Genomic DNA, 15247 nt, shown 5'->3' on the forward strand with positions numbered 1-15247 from the left:
ATTTCCGTGGCAAAAACCTCAATGATCATCAAGTCGCAGCGCAAGCCTAAGTTCAAGGTCCGCCAGCATAACCGTTGCCCGGTCTGCGGAAGGCCCAAAGCATATTATCGCAAGTTTGAGATGTGCAGGATCTGCCTTCGCAAGTATGCGTCCATAGGCCAGATCCCCGGCGTAATCAAGTCCAGCTGGTAAGCAATCGAACTTGAAGTACACTAGATAGGAGCACACGCACGATGTCCATGACAGATCCAATCGCAGATATGCTGACCAGGATACGCAACGCCAATATGGTCAAGCTGCAGAAGGTAGATATCCCTTCCTCTAACCTGAAGGTCAATATAGCCAATGTATTGAAGCAGGAAGGCTTTATTAAGAATTATAAGGTTATTTCCGACAATCTTCAGGGTGTCCTGAGGATCTATCTGAAGTATATCGACGAGAAGGATGGCGTGATCAACGAGATCAAACGCGTCAGCAAGCCGGGTGGCCGGGTTTATACCAAGGCCGAGGATATCCCTGTCGTCAAGAACGGTATCGGTGTTGCCATCCTGTCAACATCCAAGGGAATCATTACCGACAATGCCGCCCGTCAGGCCGGCGTCGGTGGTGAGCTTATCTGTACCATTTGGTAAACATCGCGATCAAGGAGTAAGCAGAGATGTCGAGAATAGGGAAACTCCCCATAGAGATACCCAAAGGGGTAAAGATCGTCCTGGATGATACGCTGGTTTCCGTACAGGGGCCCAATGGCAAGCTGGCTCGCCAGGTAATGTCCTGCGTCACGATCAATGTCGGCGAGAGCTCGGTAGAGGTCGTCAGGAACGACGAGAGCGCCGCCGCACGCGCCGCCCACGGCCTGACCCGCACCCTGATCAACAATATGGTCGTCGGCGTGACCAAAGGCTTCCAGACCGATCTTGAAATCAACGGCGTCGGCTATCGTGCCGAAGTTAAGGGGAAAGAGCTTGTTTTGAGCCTCGGCTACTCCCATCCCATAAATTTCCCGATCCCGGAAGGCATTGCCATCGATGTGGACAAGATGACCAAGGTCTCCGTCAAGGGCGCCGACAAGGAACTGGTGGGGCAGACCGCCGCCAAGATCAGATCATTCCGCGCACCCGAGCCCTACAAGGGCAAAGGCGTTAAGTATGCTGACGAGACTATCTTGAGAAAAGCCGGCAAGACCGGTAAGAAATAGTCTTTATAAGGAGATTTCTGTGGCAAAGACCGCACTTAAAACCATCATCCGTCTCAAACGCCAGGTCCGTGTCCGTAAAAAGATACAGGGCACCAGCGAGCGCCCCCGCCTGAACGTGTTCAAGAGCGCACGCCATATCTACGCCCAGTTGATCGACGATACCAAAGGCGTTACCCTGGCTGCCTGTTCAACCCTTACTTCCGACTCTGCCGAGCTCGCTTACACTGGCAACGTTGCTGCGGCTACCTATGTGGGGAAGGAAATCGCCCGCTTGGCCATCGAAAAAGGCATTTCATCAGTGGTATTCGACCGTAACGGTTTTCTGTACCACGGCAGAATCAAGGCACTTGCTGACGGAGCCCGCGAAGCCGGGCTGCGTTTCTAAAGCATACGAGGAGGCTTTCATTGAGCAGAATCAATCCAGCGGAACTGAATCTCACGGACCGTGTCGTTCATATCAGCCGCGTTGCCAAAGTTGTTAAAGGTGGTCGTCGTTTCAGCTTTTCTGCCCTGATCGTGGTGGGTGACGGCAACGGCTACGTCGGTTATGGTCTTGGCAAGGCGAACGAAGTACCCGAGGCAATCCGGAAGGGTGTGGAGCAGGCCAAGAAGAACCTCATCAAGGTACCGGTCAACCAGCATCAGACCATCCCCTTTGAAATCGAAGGCAGGTTCGGCGCCGGCCGGCTTCTGATGAAGCCTGCATCCGCTGGTACGGGCGTTATTGCCGGCGGTGCGGCACGCGCCATCTTTGAGGCTGCCGGGATCAACAACATCCTTTCCAAATGCCTTGGCTCCAACAACCCGCACAATGTGGTGAAGGCTGCCTTCGCCGGCCTTGAGCGGTTGAAGACCCCTGAAGAGATCGCCGCACGCCGTGGAATAACCGAATAATCGACTGAAGTGAGGATACCATGAGCAGCACGCTACAAATCACACTCATCAAGAGCACTATCGGGAAAACCAAGAAGCATCGCGATATCGTCGCCGGCCTCGGCCTTTCCCGTCTCAACCAGACAGTTACCCGGCCCGACTCTCCGGAAGTGCAGGGGATGATCAACAAAGTCGGCCACATGCTGAAAGTGACGAAGTAAAAGGGGTGGAATATATGGATTTGAACACACTGAGACCCGCACTGGGATCGACAAAAGATAGGAAGCGCATCGGTCGCGGCACCGGTTCCGGCCACGGCAAGACCGCCACGAAGGGTCACAAGGGACAGAAGGCCCGTTCCGGCGGTAGCATCAAGGCCGGCTTCGAGGGCGGCCAGATGCCTCTGCAGCGCAGGCTGCCAAAGCGCGGTTTTACGCCTCTTGAGCGCATTGAGTATGCTGTGGTGAACCTCAGCCAACTCGACGTGTTCGAGGCCGGCGCCGAAGTGGATGCCGCCGCACTGGCTGCCAAAGGCCTGGTCAAGGGCACCAACGGTCTGGTCAAGATCCTTGGTAACGGCGATATCACGAAATCTCTCAAGGTCACTGCCAATAAATTCAGCCAATCCGCCAAAGAGAAGATTGTTGCCGCTGGCGGGTCTGTCGAGGAGAAGGCCTAGTGTTCGACGCACTCCAGAATATTTTCAAGATCCCCGAGTTGAAGAAACGCGTGCTTTTTTCCTTGGGGATGTTGGCTGTCTATCGTATCGGATGCCATATACCGACACCCGGTATCGACAGAATCGCGCTCGCGCATTTTTTCAAGCAGGCCCAGGGGACGCTCCTCGGCCTGTTCGATATGTTTTCTGGTGGTGCACTTGAACGTTTGACGGTATTTGCCCTGGGCATCATGCCGTACATCTCCTCGTCGATCATCTTCCAACTGCTGACGGTCGTGGTCCCGGCCATAGAAAAACTCTCCAAGGAGGGTGAATCCGGGCGCAAGAAGATCGTCCAGTACACCCGCTACGGCACGGTGGTGCTGAGCGTCGTGCAGGGCCTCGGCATTGCCATCGGCCTGGAAAGCATGCGCGGACCTGCCGGCGAACTGGTCGTCCCCAACCCGGGCTGGAGCTTCCGCCTCATGACGGTCATCACCCTGACGGCCGGCACCGCCTTTATCATGTGGCTCGGCGAGCAGATGTCCGAAAAGGGGATCGGCAACGGCATCTCCCTGATCATCTTTGCCGGGATCGTGGTCAGAATCCCGACGGCATTGAGCAATACCGCCCGCCTGCTGAACGCCGGCCAGCTCTCCCTGTTCGTGCTTATCTTTGTGCTGGCCCTGATGTTCGCCGTTATCGCCGGCATCGTCTTTGTGGAGCGGGGGCAGCGGCGTCTCCCCATTCACTACGCCAAACGCGTGGTGGGGTTGAAGACCTTCAATGCCCAAACCTCCCATCTGCCGCTGAAGGTGAACATGGCGGGCGTCATACCGCCGATCTTCGCTTCGTCCATCATCATGTTCCCGGCAACGGTCGCCAACTTCATCAATATTCCCTGGGTGCAGAAGGCCGCCAAAAGTTTAACGCCCGGCAACCTGGTATATGACATCTTTTTTGTTGCTTTCATCGTCTTCTTCTGTTATTTCTACACGGCTGTAACATTCAACCCGGTAGATGTTGCCGAGAACGTCAAAAAGCATGGCGGCTATATTCCCGGCATCCGTCCGGGAAAAGAGACGTCCGACTTTATGGACAGTGTCCTGACGCGGCTCACGTTTGCCGGCGCCATCTATATATCGATAGTGTGCGTGCTGCCCTCAATTCTGATCGGGAAGTTCAATCTCCCGTTCTATTTCGGAGGGACTGCGCTGCTGATCGCTGTCGGTGTTGGCATGGATACGGTCGCCCAGATCGAGTCGCACCTCATTACCCGCAATTACGAAGGGTTCTTGAAGGGCGTCAGGATCAGGGGGAGAAAATAGGATGAATGTCATCCTGTTTGGCCCTCCGGGGGCCGGTAAAGGCACCCAGGCCCAGTTTATCGTCGAGCGCTTCGGTATTCCCCAGATTTCGACCGGCGACATGCTGCGTGCCGCCGTCAAGGCGCAGTCGCCCCTCGGCGTTGCCGCCAAGTCGATTATGGATGCCGGCGGGCTCGTGTCCGACGAGATCGTCCTCGGCTTGGTCAAGGAACGGATCTCGCAGCAGGACTGTCATAACGGTTTCATTCTCGACGGTTTTCCGCGCACGACCCCCCAGGCCGATGCACTTATTGCATTGCTGGATGGGGTGGGCAAGCACATCGATCATGTCGTTTCCCTCGAGGTGGACGGCGCCGAGATCGTGCAGCGACTTTCCGGCCGGCGTACCTGCCCTTCGTGCGGCAAAGGCTACCATGTGGCCTATGATGCGCCGAAGGTCGCCGGAATTTGCGATGTCTGCGGTGCCGCCCTGGTTCAGCGCAACGACGACCGCGAAGAAACGGTCCAGAATCGCCTGGATGTGTATCGTGAGCAGACCTCGCCGCTTAAGGATTATTTTGAGCAGCGGGGCCTGATGCGTCATATTGACGGCAACGGCACGATCCAGGACATTCAGGGGCAGATCTGCTCATTACTGGAAGGCAGCGTCGGTGATCGTCCTTAAATCTCCCCGAGAGATTGAGAAGATGCGAGCCGCCTGCAAGATCGTTGCAGAAATACTCCTCCTGCTCCGCGAACGGGTAAAACCCGGGGTTACCACCGCAGAACTGGACGAGTTCGCCGATTCCGAGACCAGGCGCCGCAACGCAAAGCCCGCGTTCAAGGGGTATTGCAAGTACCCCAACGCTTTGTGCTGCTCCCCCAACGACGTGGTCGTGCATGGGATGCCGACGAAGATCCCCTTGAAAGAGGGGGATATCATCAGCCTCGATTTCGGTGTCCTCTATAACGAATTTTACGGCGATGCCGCCCTGACCATCCCGGTGGGAGCCGTGCCGGCACGGATCGCAACGTTGCTCAAGGCAACGGAAGAGTCGCTGTATGCCGGCATAGACAAAGCGGTGGCCGGCGGCAGGCTGCACGACATCTCCCACGCGGTCCAGACGCACGTTGAGGCACAAGGTTTTTCCGTCGTGCGCGATTTTGTGGGACACGGCATCGGCAGGAAGCTTCATGAGGAACCGCAGGTGCCCAATTTCGGCGCCGCGGGCACCGGGGTCCGGCTCAAGCCGGGCATGGTGCTGGCCATCGAGCCCATGGTCAACGAAAAGTCGTACGAGGTCGAAGTCCTTGAGGACGGTTGGACGACCATCACCCGCGACGGCGGTTTCTCGGCACATTTCGAACATACGGTTGCCATAACCGATAAGGGTCCTGATATTCTGACACGCATTTAGCAAGCATGTGAAGGGGAGTAATATGAAAGTACGAGCATCGGTTAAGAAGATTTGCGACAAATGCAAGATTGTCAAACGCAAGGGTGTGGTACGTGTTATCTGTGACATCCCTAAGCATTCTCAGCGTCAAGGATGAGTAACTAAAGGAGGATTTACAATTGGCACGCATTGCAGGTATTGACTTACCAAAAAACAAACGGATCGTGATTGCTCTCACCTATATCTATGGTATCGGTAATTCGTCAGCAGAGCAGATCCTTGCCTCCACACAGATAGATCCCGACACCCGCACGGACAAGTTGACTGAAGCCGAAGTCTCTCGTCTTCGCGACGAAATCGACCGCAACTGCAAGGTCGAAGGGGATCTTCGCCGTGAAATTTCGATGAATATCAAGCGGCTCATGGATCTTGGCTGCTATCGCGGCCTTCGTCACAGAAAAGGCCTCCCGTGCCACGGCCAGCGCACCAAGACCAATGCCCGTACGCGTAAAGGTCCTGCCCGCACCGTTGCCGGCAAAAAGAAATAATCCCATTTAGCTCTGGAGAATTCGAATGGCAAGTCCTGCGAAGAAAGTCGTCCGCAAGAAGAAGGAACGCAAAAATATATCCAACGGTGTTGCCCACATCCAGGCGACATTCAACAATACGATCATCACGATCACCGACCCGGTCGGTAATGTCGTGGCCTGGTCCACCGCCGGCGCCAAAGGTTTCAAGGGTTCCCGCAAGAGCACGCCCTTTGCCGCCCAGATCGCTGCCGAGGATTGCGTGAAAAAGGCCCAGGAACACGGCATGCGCAGCGTCGAGGTGTACGTCAAGGGTCCCGGCTCGGGCCGCGAGTCCGCTCTTCGCGCCCTCCAGGCCGCCGGCTTCACGATCAGTTTCATCAAGGATGTGACACCGATTCCCCATAACGGTTGTCGCCCCCCCAAACGTAGAAGAGTTTAACTCGCGTCATTCATATCAAGGAGGTTTTCATTGGCTCGTTATACAGGACCTTCATGCCGTCTGTGCAGAAGAGAAAACATGGAATTGTTTCTGAAAGGGGAACGCTGCTACACCGATAAGTGCGCCATCAAACGCCGCAATTATCCTCCGGGGCAGCATGGCCAAGGCCGTTCAAAAACCTCTGACTACGGCGTGCAGCTTCGCGAGAAGCAGAAGGTTCGTCGTATCTACGGCCTCTTGGAAAAACAGTTCCGTGGCTACTTTCAGGAAGCTGACCGCATGAAAGGGGTTACCGGTGAAAACCTGCTGTCCCTGCTCGAGCGGCGCCTCGATAATGTTGTCTACCGGCTGGGATTCGCCTCTTCCCGCACGGAATCGCGCCAGCTCGTCCGTCATGGTCACTTCACCATCAACGGCCGCAAGGTGAATATCCCCTCCATCCAGCTCAAGGTGGGCGATGTCATCGAACTGCGCGAAAAGAGCAAGAAGATCGTTGCCGTCACCGATTCTCTGGAAGCGGTCGTGCGGCGCGGTGTTCCCCAGTGGCTCGAACTTGATCGCGACGCCTTCAAAGGGCTCATCAAGAACCTGCCGGTTCGTGAAGATGTCACGACTCCGATCCAGGAACAGCTGATCGTCGAGCTCTACTCGAAGTAATTCCCGGGAGACCTGCGCGGCGCCCTGCGCCTCATGTCCATGACCGGACACTAATCCTCCGGAGGAGGTTGTAATGTATAAAAATTGGCGAGATCTGATCAGGCCAAAGCAGCTTCAAGTAGAAAAAGAAACACTTTCAAATACATATGGCAAGTTTTACGCCGAACCCTTTGAGCGCGGGTTTGGCACCACGCTCGGCAACTCTTTGAGAAGGATTCTGCTGTCGACCCTCCAGGGCGCGGCCATCACCTCGGTCCGCATGAAGGGTGTGTTACACGAATTCTCCACGATCCAGGGCGTGACCGAGGACGTGACCGATATCATCCTGAACCTCAAAGGTGTGCGCCTCAAGCTGCACACCGCCGATCAGGCGACCATACGCATCGTACATAAAGGGGAGGGGGTCATTACTGCGGGCGATATTCTCGTCGGCCACGCTGTCGAAGTAATGAATCCCGACCACCACATCCTGACCTGCGGCAAGGATGCCAATCTCGAGATCGAGATGTCGGTCAAGATGGGCAAGGGCTATGTCCCGGCCGATCGCAACCGCGATGAAAAGGCCCCGGTGGGAACCATCCCCATCGACGCCATCTATTCGCCCATCAAGAAAGTCAACTTCACCGTATCCAACGCCCGCGTGGGCCAGATGACGGACTACGACAGGCTGACCCTTGAAGTCTGGACCGACGGCAGCGCCAATCCTGAAGACGCGGTGGCCTATGCCGCCAAGATCATGAAGGAGCAGTTGAGCATCTTCATCAATTTCGACGAGGAGTCGGAACCGAGCCTGATTGAAGAGTCCCAGGAAGAGAAGGACAAGATCAACGAAAACCTGTACCGCACGGTGGATGAACTGGAGCTTTCGGTACGCTCCGCCAACTGCCTCAAGAATGCGGGCATCAAGTTGATCGGCGAACTGGTTTCCAAGTCCGAGGCGGAGATGCTGAAGACCCAGAACTTCGGTCGCAAATCCCTGAACGAGATCAAGGACATTCTCAGCGACATGGGGCTGACGTTCGGCATGAAGCTGGACGAGTTCCCCGATCCCGAGATCATGCGCCGCCTGCGTGGCGAAAAGAAGGAAGAAGAGTAATTCCCAGGATTAGCCAATCGTTTCAGAAAGGAATGCGTTATGCGTCATAACAAAGCGGGCAGGAGACTTGGCAGGAAGACGAGCCATCGCGAAGCGATGTTCCGGAATATGGTCACCTCGCTCTTGAACCATGAAAAGATCACGACAACCGATGCCAAGGCAAAGGAAATACGTTCCGTTGCCGAAAAGATGATCACTCTTGGCAAACGTGGCGATCTGCATGCCCAGCGGCAGGCTGCATCATATATCCGTGAAAAATCCGTCGTGACGAAGCTCTTCTCGGCCATTGCTCCGCGTTACAAAGACCGCCCCGGTGGCTATACGCGCATCATAAAACTGGGCATTCGCCAAGGCGACACCGCTCCGATCTCCTTGATCGAACTGGTGGAAGAAGAGATGAAAACCAAGACGGCCCCGGCGACTCCGCCGAAGGCGGCCAAGGCCCCCGCCCGCAAGGCTGCGGCCAAGAAGGCGGCACCTGCCGCCGAACCGGCGACCGAGCCGGCTGCCGAACAGACCAAAATCGTGGAGCCGGAAGAGGTATGCGAAGCCAAGGCTGACTAGGCGCCTGCCGCTCCCGTACGGCAATGGACGAACAAAAAAGAGGCAAGGGATACATACCCTTGCCTCTTTTTTGTCTTCTTTTTTGCGCCCGCCGTGCCGTCAGGTTATCAGGTCCACCACCAGCCCCTTGATGCCGATGACCTTGGCGGTGATCGCCATATTGTCCCGGTGGTCCTGGACGATGAGGTTGTACAGCTTGTCCGCCTCGGCGTTGATGATCGTGATAATCTCGAAGGTGCGCGGATTCTGCGGTGTCCCGCCGATCTTTTCCAGTCGATAGGCCTCGTTGGAGATCCGCTTGGCCAACTGGCTCAGCAGATCGCGAAACTTTTTGAAGTTGGGCAGGGTCGGTTCGTCCGCCAGTTTGTCTCCGACCATCCCGATCTCGTGGCGCAGGTTCTCCACCTCCTGCTCATAGGACGACATCTCGGACTGCTGGTTGGTCAACTCGGCCGCAAAGGGCGACGTGGCCCCCGCGCCGCTCTTCATGGCGGGCGAATTCCTGCTCTGTTTCCCGATCCCCGGCGTTGCCACCGCATCCCTGATCCGCATTCACACCCCTCTGTCGCTTAGTCCCGCTACCATACCATACTCTTCCCCTTCGAGGCAATTGCGGCGAAAATGCAACAATCACGTTTGCATCGTTTGCCGCTTGTGATATGCTTGCAGCCGTTACCGGGCTGTGCACGTCAGGAGACAAAGGGGGCGACTATGCTGGATTTATTGGAAAAGACGGTCATGACCGCCATCGGGGCCGCTGCCATTACCCAGAAAAGGGCCGAAGAGCTGGTAAACGAGATGCGGGATAAGTACAAGCTGAGCGAGGACGAAGGCCGGAATTTCGTTGACCGGATCCAGGGCATCGCCCAGGAGAGCAAGGACAAGATCGGGGAGATGGCGGAGATCGAGGTCCGCAAGGTGGTTGACCGGCTCGGGTTGGTGTCGCGCGACGAGTACGAGCGTCTGGTTGCCAGGGTGCAGGAGTTGGAGTCCCGCAACAGCGGTTGAACGTGATGCCGGGAATCCGTGTCGTCAAACCCGTGCCACGTGCTGGGTGATGGCAGGCGCGCGCCCGTTGCGGCCCGCTGTGCCCTGGTGGATATCTGTCGTCGGGAATAGCCCATGTTTTCTTTTTTCAAAATCAACCGGAATATCCGCAGCATCCGCCGCTACTGGAATATCGCCCGGGTCTTGAGCGCCTATGGTTTCGACCACGCCCTGGAGGCGCTGGGGCTGCACGATATTGCGGCCCGGGGCAGACGGCTCCTGCGCCATGACGCCGTGGACATCGCCCGCCTTTCGGCCGCCGAGCGGATGCGCCTGGCTCTGGAGGAGTTGGGGCCGACCTTCGTCAAGCTGGGGCAGCTCCTCTCCACGCGGCCCGACATCATTCCCGCCCCCTTTGTGCGTGAGTTCGAAAAGCTCCAGGACCGGGTTCCCAGTTTCTCGTTCGCCGAACTGACGGCCCAGGTGGAGCACGAACTGCATGGCCCGCTGCACGACTTCTTCGCCGAGATCGACCCGGAGCCGCTGGCGGCGGCGTCCATCGCCCAGGTGCACCGCGCCCGCCTGCGGACGGGGGAACAGGTGGTGATCAAGGTCCGCCGCCCCGGCGTGGTGGAACTGGTGGAGGCGGACATCGGCGCCCTCATGTCCCTGGCCCAGTTGGCCGAGCGCCATGTGGCCGGCAGCGAGATCTACGAACCGGTGGCGGTGGTGCGCGAGTTTGCCCGCACGATCCGTCGGGAGATGGACTTCACCCGCGAGGGGCACACCATCGAGAAGATCCGGGACAATTTCGCCCGGAGCGGGTGGCTCTATTTCCCCCGCGTCTATTGGGAGCAGAGCGCGCGGGGGGTGCTGACGCTCGAGTATGTGGACGGCATCAAGGTCTCGGACCTGGACCGGCTGGAACGGGGCGGGCTCGACCGGCGGATCATCGCCCAGCGGGGGGCCGACGCCTTTCTGGAGATGGTGCTCAAACACGGGTTTTTCCATGGTGACCCCCATCCCGGCAACGTCATGATCCTGCCGGGCAATATCATCTGCCTTCTGGATTACGGCATCGTGGGGCGGCTGGACGAGGAGCTCAGGGCCTTCCTGAGCGACATCCTGCTGGCGATCGTCAACCGGGACATGGACCAGGTGGTCTCCCTGCTGCTCTTTGCCGGCGATGTCTCCGACAGCCTGGACGTGCGCGGCCTGAAGCGGGATCTTGCCAACTTCATCGACAGCTACTACGAGATCCCGCTCAAGGAGATCGAGGTCGGGCGGATGCTGATGGAGTTCATCGAGATCATTACCCTGTACAGCATCCGCATCCAGCCGGACCTCATGCTCCTGGCAAAATCGCTGATCATCATCGAGGGGATGGGGCGCTCCCTGGACCCGGCCTTCAACATGGTAGAGCACCTGCGCCCCTTCATGGAGAAGGCCATCCGCCGGCGCATGTCGCCCCGGCGGGTGGCCCACGACATCAACACCACCGTGGAATCGTATCTCAGTCTGGCGCGCAATCTCCCCCGGGATCTCAAGGAGTTCATCAACCGGGTCAACCGCAACAAGTTCAAGATCGACCTGGAACACCGCGGTCTGGATAAGTTTACCGCCGATTTCGACCGCTCCATCAACCGGCTCTCCTCCAGCCTCATCCTGGCGGCCCTGATCATCGGCTCGTCGATCATCATGCAGATCGAGCGCGGGCCGCAACTGTTCGGCCTGCCGGTGCTGGCCTTCCTGGGGTACACGGCGGCCGGGCTGATCGGCCTCTGGTGGGTCTACGGCATCATCCGTTCGGGCAGGTTGTAGCAGGCGGCACACAGAAAAAACTGGTCCTGCGCAGGCAGGAGCCCCAAGGTGGAAGAGCCCGGCATGGAATCGAAACTGACAACCGGTGAACGGAAAAAACGGATACGCGAGGCCCTGGTCATCGTCCTGGCGATCATCCTGATCATCTTTCTCACCAAAACGGAGATGCACCTGACCCAGTTGAGCGCCGACGCGCCCATGGGAAGCAACATCGCCATCTTCGGCGTCATCAACGTCGTCGTCATGCTGGTCATCCTGCTGGTGTACCTGGTCTGCCGCAATGTGGTGAAGCTCTTCGTGGAGAGCCGCACCAACCCGTTCGCCAAACGGCTGCGCACCAAGCTGGTGCTCTCGTTCGTCGGCCTGTCCCTGATCCCCACCATGCTGCTCTTTTTCGCCGCTGCCGGGTTCATCAACAATACGGTCCACAACTGGTTCAACGCCCAGGTGGAAACCTCCCTCAGCGAATCCCTGGAGGTCGCCCAGACCTACTACAAGAATTCCGCATCCAACTCGCTCTATTACGGCCGCCAGATCAGTTCCTTCATCAAGTCCCAGAAACTGCTCAACGAGGCCAATCTGCCCCGGCTCAAGGAGCTGGTCCGGCAGAAGCAGGAGGAGTACAACCTGGGGGTGGTGGAGGTCTATTCGGCCCAGCGGGAGGAACTGGTCCGCTCCTCCAATCCCAACGTGCCCCAGAGCGAGTTCACCAATCCCGCTTCCGAGGACATCAAGCGCGGCCTGGTGGGCGAGGAGCTGACGCGCATCAACCAGGCCGGCAAGGCCGACCTGATCCGGGGCATCGTCCCGGTCTACTCCACCTGGAACCAGACGGACGTGGTCGGGGTGGTGGTGGTCAACTACTATGTGCCCTATTCGCTGGTCAACAAGATGAAGGAGATCACCGGCTCCTATCACGAGTTCCGCCAGCTCAAGATCATGAAGAACCCGATCCGCACCGGCTATATCGCCACCCTGTTCCTCATTACCGCGGTCATCGTGTTCTTCGCCTACTGGATGGGTGTCTACCTGGCCAGCAGCATGACCAAGCCGCTCCAGGACCTGGTGGACGCCACCCGCGCCGTGGCGGACGGCAATCTGGACATCCACATCGAATCCTACTCGGCCGACGAGATCGGCATGCTCATCCACTCCTTCAACCGCATGACCGAGGACCTGCGCGGCAAACAGCGGGCGCTCAACGCCTCCAACCAGGAGTTGTCCCGCATCAACCAGGAGATCGAGGAGCGCCGCCAGTACATGGAGATCGTGCTGCGCAACGTGGCCGCCGGGGTGATCTCGGTGGACAAGACCGGGATGGTGACCACCATCAACAAGTCCGCCGAGCGCCTCCTGAACATCAACACCGGCAAGGTGCTGGGCCGGAATTTCCGCGACGTGCTGCGGGAGAAGCATCTGGAGATCGTCAAGGAGGTGGTGCGGGACCTGGCGCTTTCCAAGCAGGATACCATCAGCCGGCAGATCTTTCTGGACATTCAGGGCTCCCGTCTGGCCCTGCACCTTCACCTCACCATGCTGCGGGACGAGGCGGGGGTCATCCTGGGGACGGTGCTGGTGCTGGACGACATGACCCAGATGATGAAGGTCCAGCGCATGGCTGCCTGGCGCGAGGTGGCCCGGCGCATCGCCCACGAGATCAAGAACCCCCTGACCCCGATCCAGCTTTCGGCCCAGCGCCTGCGCAAGCGCTACCTGTCCCGGTTCAGCGGCGATGAGACGGTCTTCGACGAGTGCACCGAAATGATCATAAAATCGGTGGACGAGTTGAAGAACCTGGTCAACGAGTTTTCCAATTTCGCCCGCATGCCGGCGATCCAGCCGGAGCCCAACGATCTCAACGCCCTGATCAGCGAGACCCTGACCCTCTACCACGAGGCCCACCGGGGCGTGGCGTTCCAGTTCGAGCCGGACGGGCACCTGCCCCTGCTCAAGATCGACCGGGACCAGATCAAGCGGGTGATCATCAACCTGCTGGAGAACGCCGTGGCGGCCATGGGAGAGAAGGGGACGGTCAGGATCACCAGCAGCTACGATGCCGAACTGAAGATGGCGTCATTCGCGGTTGCCGACACGGGCCCCGGCATCGCGCCCGAAGACAAGCCGCGCCTGTTCGAGCCCTATTTTTCCACCAAGAAGTCGGGCACCGGCCTCGGGCTGGCCATCGTCAGCAGCGTGGTCACCGATCACAGCGGCTTCGTGCGGGTCAAGGACAACCAGCCGCAGGGGGCCTGCTTTATCGTGGAGCTGCCGGCGGCATGACGGGAGCGCCACCGCGGACGGGGACCATTTTTACTTTACTGAATGTTGAGGGGTAACGCATGTCGAAAACAATTCTGGTCGTTGATGATGAAAAGGATATCAGAATATCCCTGACCGGTATCCTGGAGGACGAGGGGTATCAGGTGCTTACGGCGGAGAACGGTGTGGAGGCCCTGGAGTGCGCCCAGCAGGAGTTGCCCGACCTGGTGCTCCTGGACATATGGATGCCGGGCATGGATGGCTTGGAGACGCTGGAGCGCCTCAAGACCCACTTCCCCCAGATCACGGTGATCATGATCTCGGGGCACGGCACCATCGAAACGGCGGTCCGCGCCACCAAGCTCGGCGCGTTCGACTTCATCGAGAAACCGCTCTCCCTGGACAAGGTGCTCATCAGCGTGGTGAACGCCCTGCACATGAAGGACCTGCGGGTGGAGAACGAGGAACTCAAGCGGGTGGTGGCCAACGAACATGAGATGATCGGCAGCGCCCCGGTGATGTCCCGGCTGCGGGAGCAGATCATGCGCGTCGCCCCCACCACCGCCTCGGTGCTGGTCACCGGGGAGAACGGCACCGGCAAGGAGTTGGCGGCCCGTTCGCTCCATTATTACAGCCCGCGGCGGGACCGGCCCTTCATCGCCATCAATTGCGCCGCCATACCGGAAGAGCTGATCGAAAGCGAGCTGTTCGGCCACGAAAAGGGGGCCTTTACCGGCGCCGTCGCCCAGAAGAAGGGCAAATTCGACCTGGCGGACGGCGGCACCCTGTTTCTGGACGAGATCGGCGACATGTCGCTTCGGACCCAGGCCAAGGTCCTGCGCATCCTCCAGGAACGGTGCTTCGAGCGGGTGGGGGGCACCCGGCTGGTGACGGTGGATGTGCGGATCATTGCCGCCACCAACAAGGCGCTGGAGGAGGAGATCGGCCAGGGACGGTTCCGGGAGGACCTGTACTACCGCCTCAACGTGGTGCCGTTCCGGGTGCCCGCCCTCAGGGAGCGGCGCGAGGACATCCCGGTGCTCGTGCAGCATTTCGTCGCCCAGTTCTACCGGCGGGAGGGGCGTGAGCCCAAGACCTTCCAGCCCGAGACCCTGGATCTGCTCGCCCGCTACGACTGGCCCGGCAACGTGCGGGAGTTGAAAAACATCGTGGAGCGCATCCTGATCATGACCCCGGGCCGGACCATCACCGCGGCCGATGTCCCGGAACTGCACGGCGCCGCCCCCCTGTCCGACCTCGCCGAGCACCGGCCCGAGGCGGGGCAGCCCATGGGGACCCTGCGGGAGGCCCGGGAAGGGTTCGAGCGGGAGTTCATCATCCAGAAGCTGGAGGAAAACGACTGGAACATCTCCCGCACCGCCGAGGTCATCGAACTGGAGCGGAGCAACCTGCACCGTAAGATCAAGAGCTATGGGATCGACGTCAGGAAGTAGTTTCGGC

Annotated in this window: 21 protein-coding genes; 20 read left to right on the forward strand and 1 reads right to left on the reverse strand. The window is 58.7% G+C overall.

What is annotated here, in order from left to right; all coding sequences use genetic code 11:
* Positions 1-6 precede the first annotated feature (6 nt).
* The 16 genes from FO488_RS07060 to rplQ all read left to right on the forward strand — a co-directional run bounded on the left by FO488_RS07060 (position 7) and on the right by rplQ (position 8719).
* Positions 7-192: a type Z 30S ribosomal protein S14 gene (locus FO488_RS07060; RefSeq protein WP_149209905.1), complete on the forward strand. Its 186-nt coding sequence runs from the start codon at positions 7-9 to the stop codon at positions 190-192.
* 41 nt (positions 193-233) lie between these two features.
* Positions 234-632, forward strand: a complete 399-nt coding sequence (rpsH, locus tag FO488_RS07065; RefSeq protein ID WP_149209906.1) for a 30S ribosomal protein S8 — start codon at positions 234-236, stop codon at positions 630-632.
* A 26-nt stretch (positions 633-658) separates the two neighbouring features.
* Positions 659-1198, forward strand: coding sequence for a 50S ribosomal protein L6 (rplF, locus tag FO488_RS07070; RefSeq protein WP_149209907.1), 540 nt, complete (start codon positions 659-661; stop codon positions 1196-1198).
* A 19-nt stretch (positions 1199-1217) separates the two neighbouring features.
* Entirely contained in the window at positions 1218-1583 is a 366-nt protein-coding gene (rplR, locus tag FO488_RS07075; protein ID WP_149209908.1) for a 50S ribosomal protein L18, read from the forward strand.
* A gap of 20 nt (positions 1584-1603) precedes the next feature.
* Complete coding sequence (gene rpsE, locus FO488_RS07080) at positions 1604-2092, forward strand: 30S ribosomal protein S5 (RefSeq protein ID WP_149209909.1); 489 nt, start codon at positions 1604-1606, stop codon at positions 2090-2092.
* A 20-nt stretch (positions 2093-2112) separates the two neighbouring features.
* Positions 2113-2292, forward strand: coding sequence for a 50S ribosomal protein L30 (rpmD, locus tag FO488_RS07085; RefSeq protein WP_149209910.1), 180 nt, complete (start codon positions 2113-2115; stop codon positions 2290-2292).
* Between the two features lie 14 nt (positions 2293-2306).
* Entirely contained in the window at positions 2307-2750 is a 444-nt protein-coding gene (rplO, locus tag FO488_RS07090) for a 50S ribosomal protein L15 (protein WP_149209911.1), read from the forward strand.
* The gene (secY, locus tag FO488_RS07095) at positions 2750-4057 is read left to right on the forward strand and encodes a preprotein translocase subunit SecY (protein ID WP_149209912.1); all 1308 of its coding nucleotides are present in this window, start codon (positions 2750-2752) and stop codon (positions 4055-4057) included. Before rplO ends, secY begins: the two co-directional genes overlap by 1 nt.
* A 1-nt stretch (position 4058) precedes the next feature.
* A complete protein-coding gene (locus FO488_RS07100) occupies positions 4059-4721 on the forward strand; it encodes an adenylate kinase (RefSeq protein ID WP_149209913.1) in 663 nt (220 codons plus the stop codon).
* 22 nt (positions 4722-4743) lie between these two features.
* Complete coding sequence (gene map, locus FO488_RS07105) at positions 4744-5454, forward strand: type I methionyl aminopeptidase (RefSeq protein ID WP_240732208.1); 711 nt, start codon at positions 4744-4746, stop codon at positions 5452-5454.
* Positions 5455-5476: 22 nt separating this feature from the next.
* Positions 5477-5590, forward strand: coding sequence for a 50S ribosomal protein L36 (rpmJ, locus tag FO488_RS07110; protein WP_149209915.1), 114 nt, complete (start codon positions 5477-5479; stop codon positions 5588-5590).
* Between the two features lie 22 nt (positions 5591-5612).
* Positions 5613-5981 (forward strand): 30S ribosomal protein S13, encoded by a 369-nt coding sequence (rpsM, locus tag FO488_RS07115; RefSeq protein ID WP_149209916.1) that lies wholly within the window; start codon positions 5613-5615, stop codon positions 5979-5981.
* Positions 5982-6006: 25 nt separating this feature from the next.
* Positions 6007-6402 carry a 30S ribosomal protein S11 gene (gene rpsK / locus FO488_RS07120; protein WP_149209917.1) on the forward strand — a complete coding sequence of 132 codons (396 nt, stop codon included), beginning with the start codon at positions 6007-6009 and terminating at the stop codon, positions 6400-6402.
* Positions 6403-6432: 30 nt separating this feature from the next.
* A complete protein-coding gene (gene rpsD / locus FO488_RS07125; protein WP_149209918.1) occupies positions 6433-7059 on the forward strand; it encodes a 30S ribosomal protein S4 in 627 nt (208 codons plus the stop codon).
* A 73-nt stretch (positions 7060-7132) separates the two neighbouring features.
* Positions 7133-8155, forward strand: a complete 1023-nt coding sequence (locus FO488_RS07130; protein WP_149209919.1) for a DNA-directed RNA polymerase subunit alpha — start codon at positions 7133-7135, stop codon at positions 8153-8155.
* A 39-nt stretch (positions 8156-8194) separates the two neighbouring features.
* On the forward strand, positions 8195-8719 hold the full coding sequence (rplQ, locus tag FO488_RS07135) for a 50S ribosomal protein L17 (RefSeq protein WP_149209920.1): 525 nt from the start codon (positions 8195-8197) through the stop codon (positions 8717-8719).
* Between the two features lie 99 nt (positions 8720-8818).
* On the opposite strand, the gene FO488_RS07140 is transcribed toward rplQ, so the two are convergent.
* Positions 8819-9271, reverse strand: coding sequence for a YaaR family protein (locus tag FO488_RS07140; RefSeq protein ID WP_149209921.1), 453 nt, complete (start codon positions 9269-9271; stop codon positions 8819-8821).
* A gap of 159 nt (positions 9272-9430) precedes the next feature.
* On the opposite strand from FO488_RS07140, the gene FO488_RS07145 reads away from it, so the two are divergent.
* The 4 genes from FO488_RS07145 to FO488_RS07160 all read left to right on the forward strand — a co-directional run bounded on the left by FO488_RS07145 (position 9431) and on the right by FO488_RS07160 (position 15240).
* The gene (locus FO488_RS07145; RefSeq protein WP_149209922.1) at positions 9431-9727 is read left to right on the forward strand and encodes a phasin family protein; all 297 of its coding nucleotides are present in this window, start codon (positions 9431-9433) and stop codon (positions 9725-9727) included.
* Between the two features lie 114 nt (positions 9728-9841).
* On the forward strand, positions 9842-11527 hold the full coding sequence (locus FO488_RS07150; RefSeq protein WP_149209923.1) for an AarF/ABC1/UbiB kinase family protein: 1686 nt from the start codon (positions 9842-9844) through the stop codon (positions 11525-11527).
* Between the two features lie 63 nt (positions 11528-11590).
* Positions 11591-13807 carry a PAS domain-containing sensor histidine kinase gene (locus FO488_RS07155; RefSeq protein WP_149209924.1) on the forward strand — a complete coding sequence of 739 codons (2217 nt, stop codon included), beginning with the start codon at positions 11591-11593 and terminating at the stop codon, positions 13805-13807.
* 59 nt (positions 13808-13866) lie between these two features.
* Entirely contained in the window at positions 13867-15240 is a 1374-nt protein-coding gene (locus FO488_RS07160) for a sigma-54 dependent transcriptional regulator (protein ID WP_149209925.1), read from the forward strand.
* Positions 15241-15247: the final 7 nt, after the last annotated feature.

Source organism: Geobacter sp. FeAm09 (assembly GCF_008330225.1).
GTDB lineage: Bacteria > Desulfobacterota > Desulfuromonadia > Geobacterales > Pseudopelobacteraceae > Oryzomonas.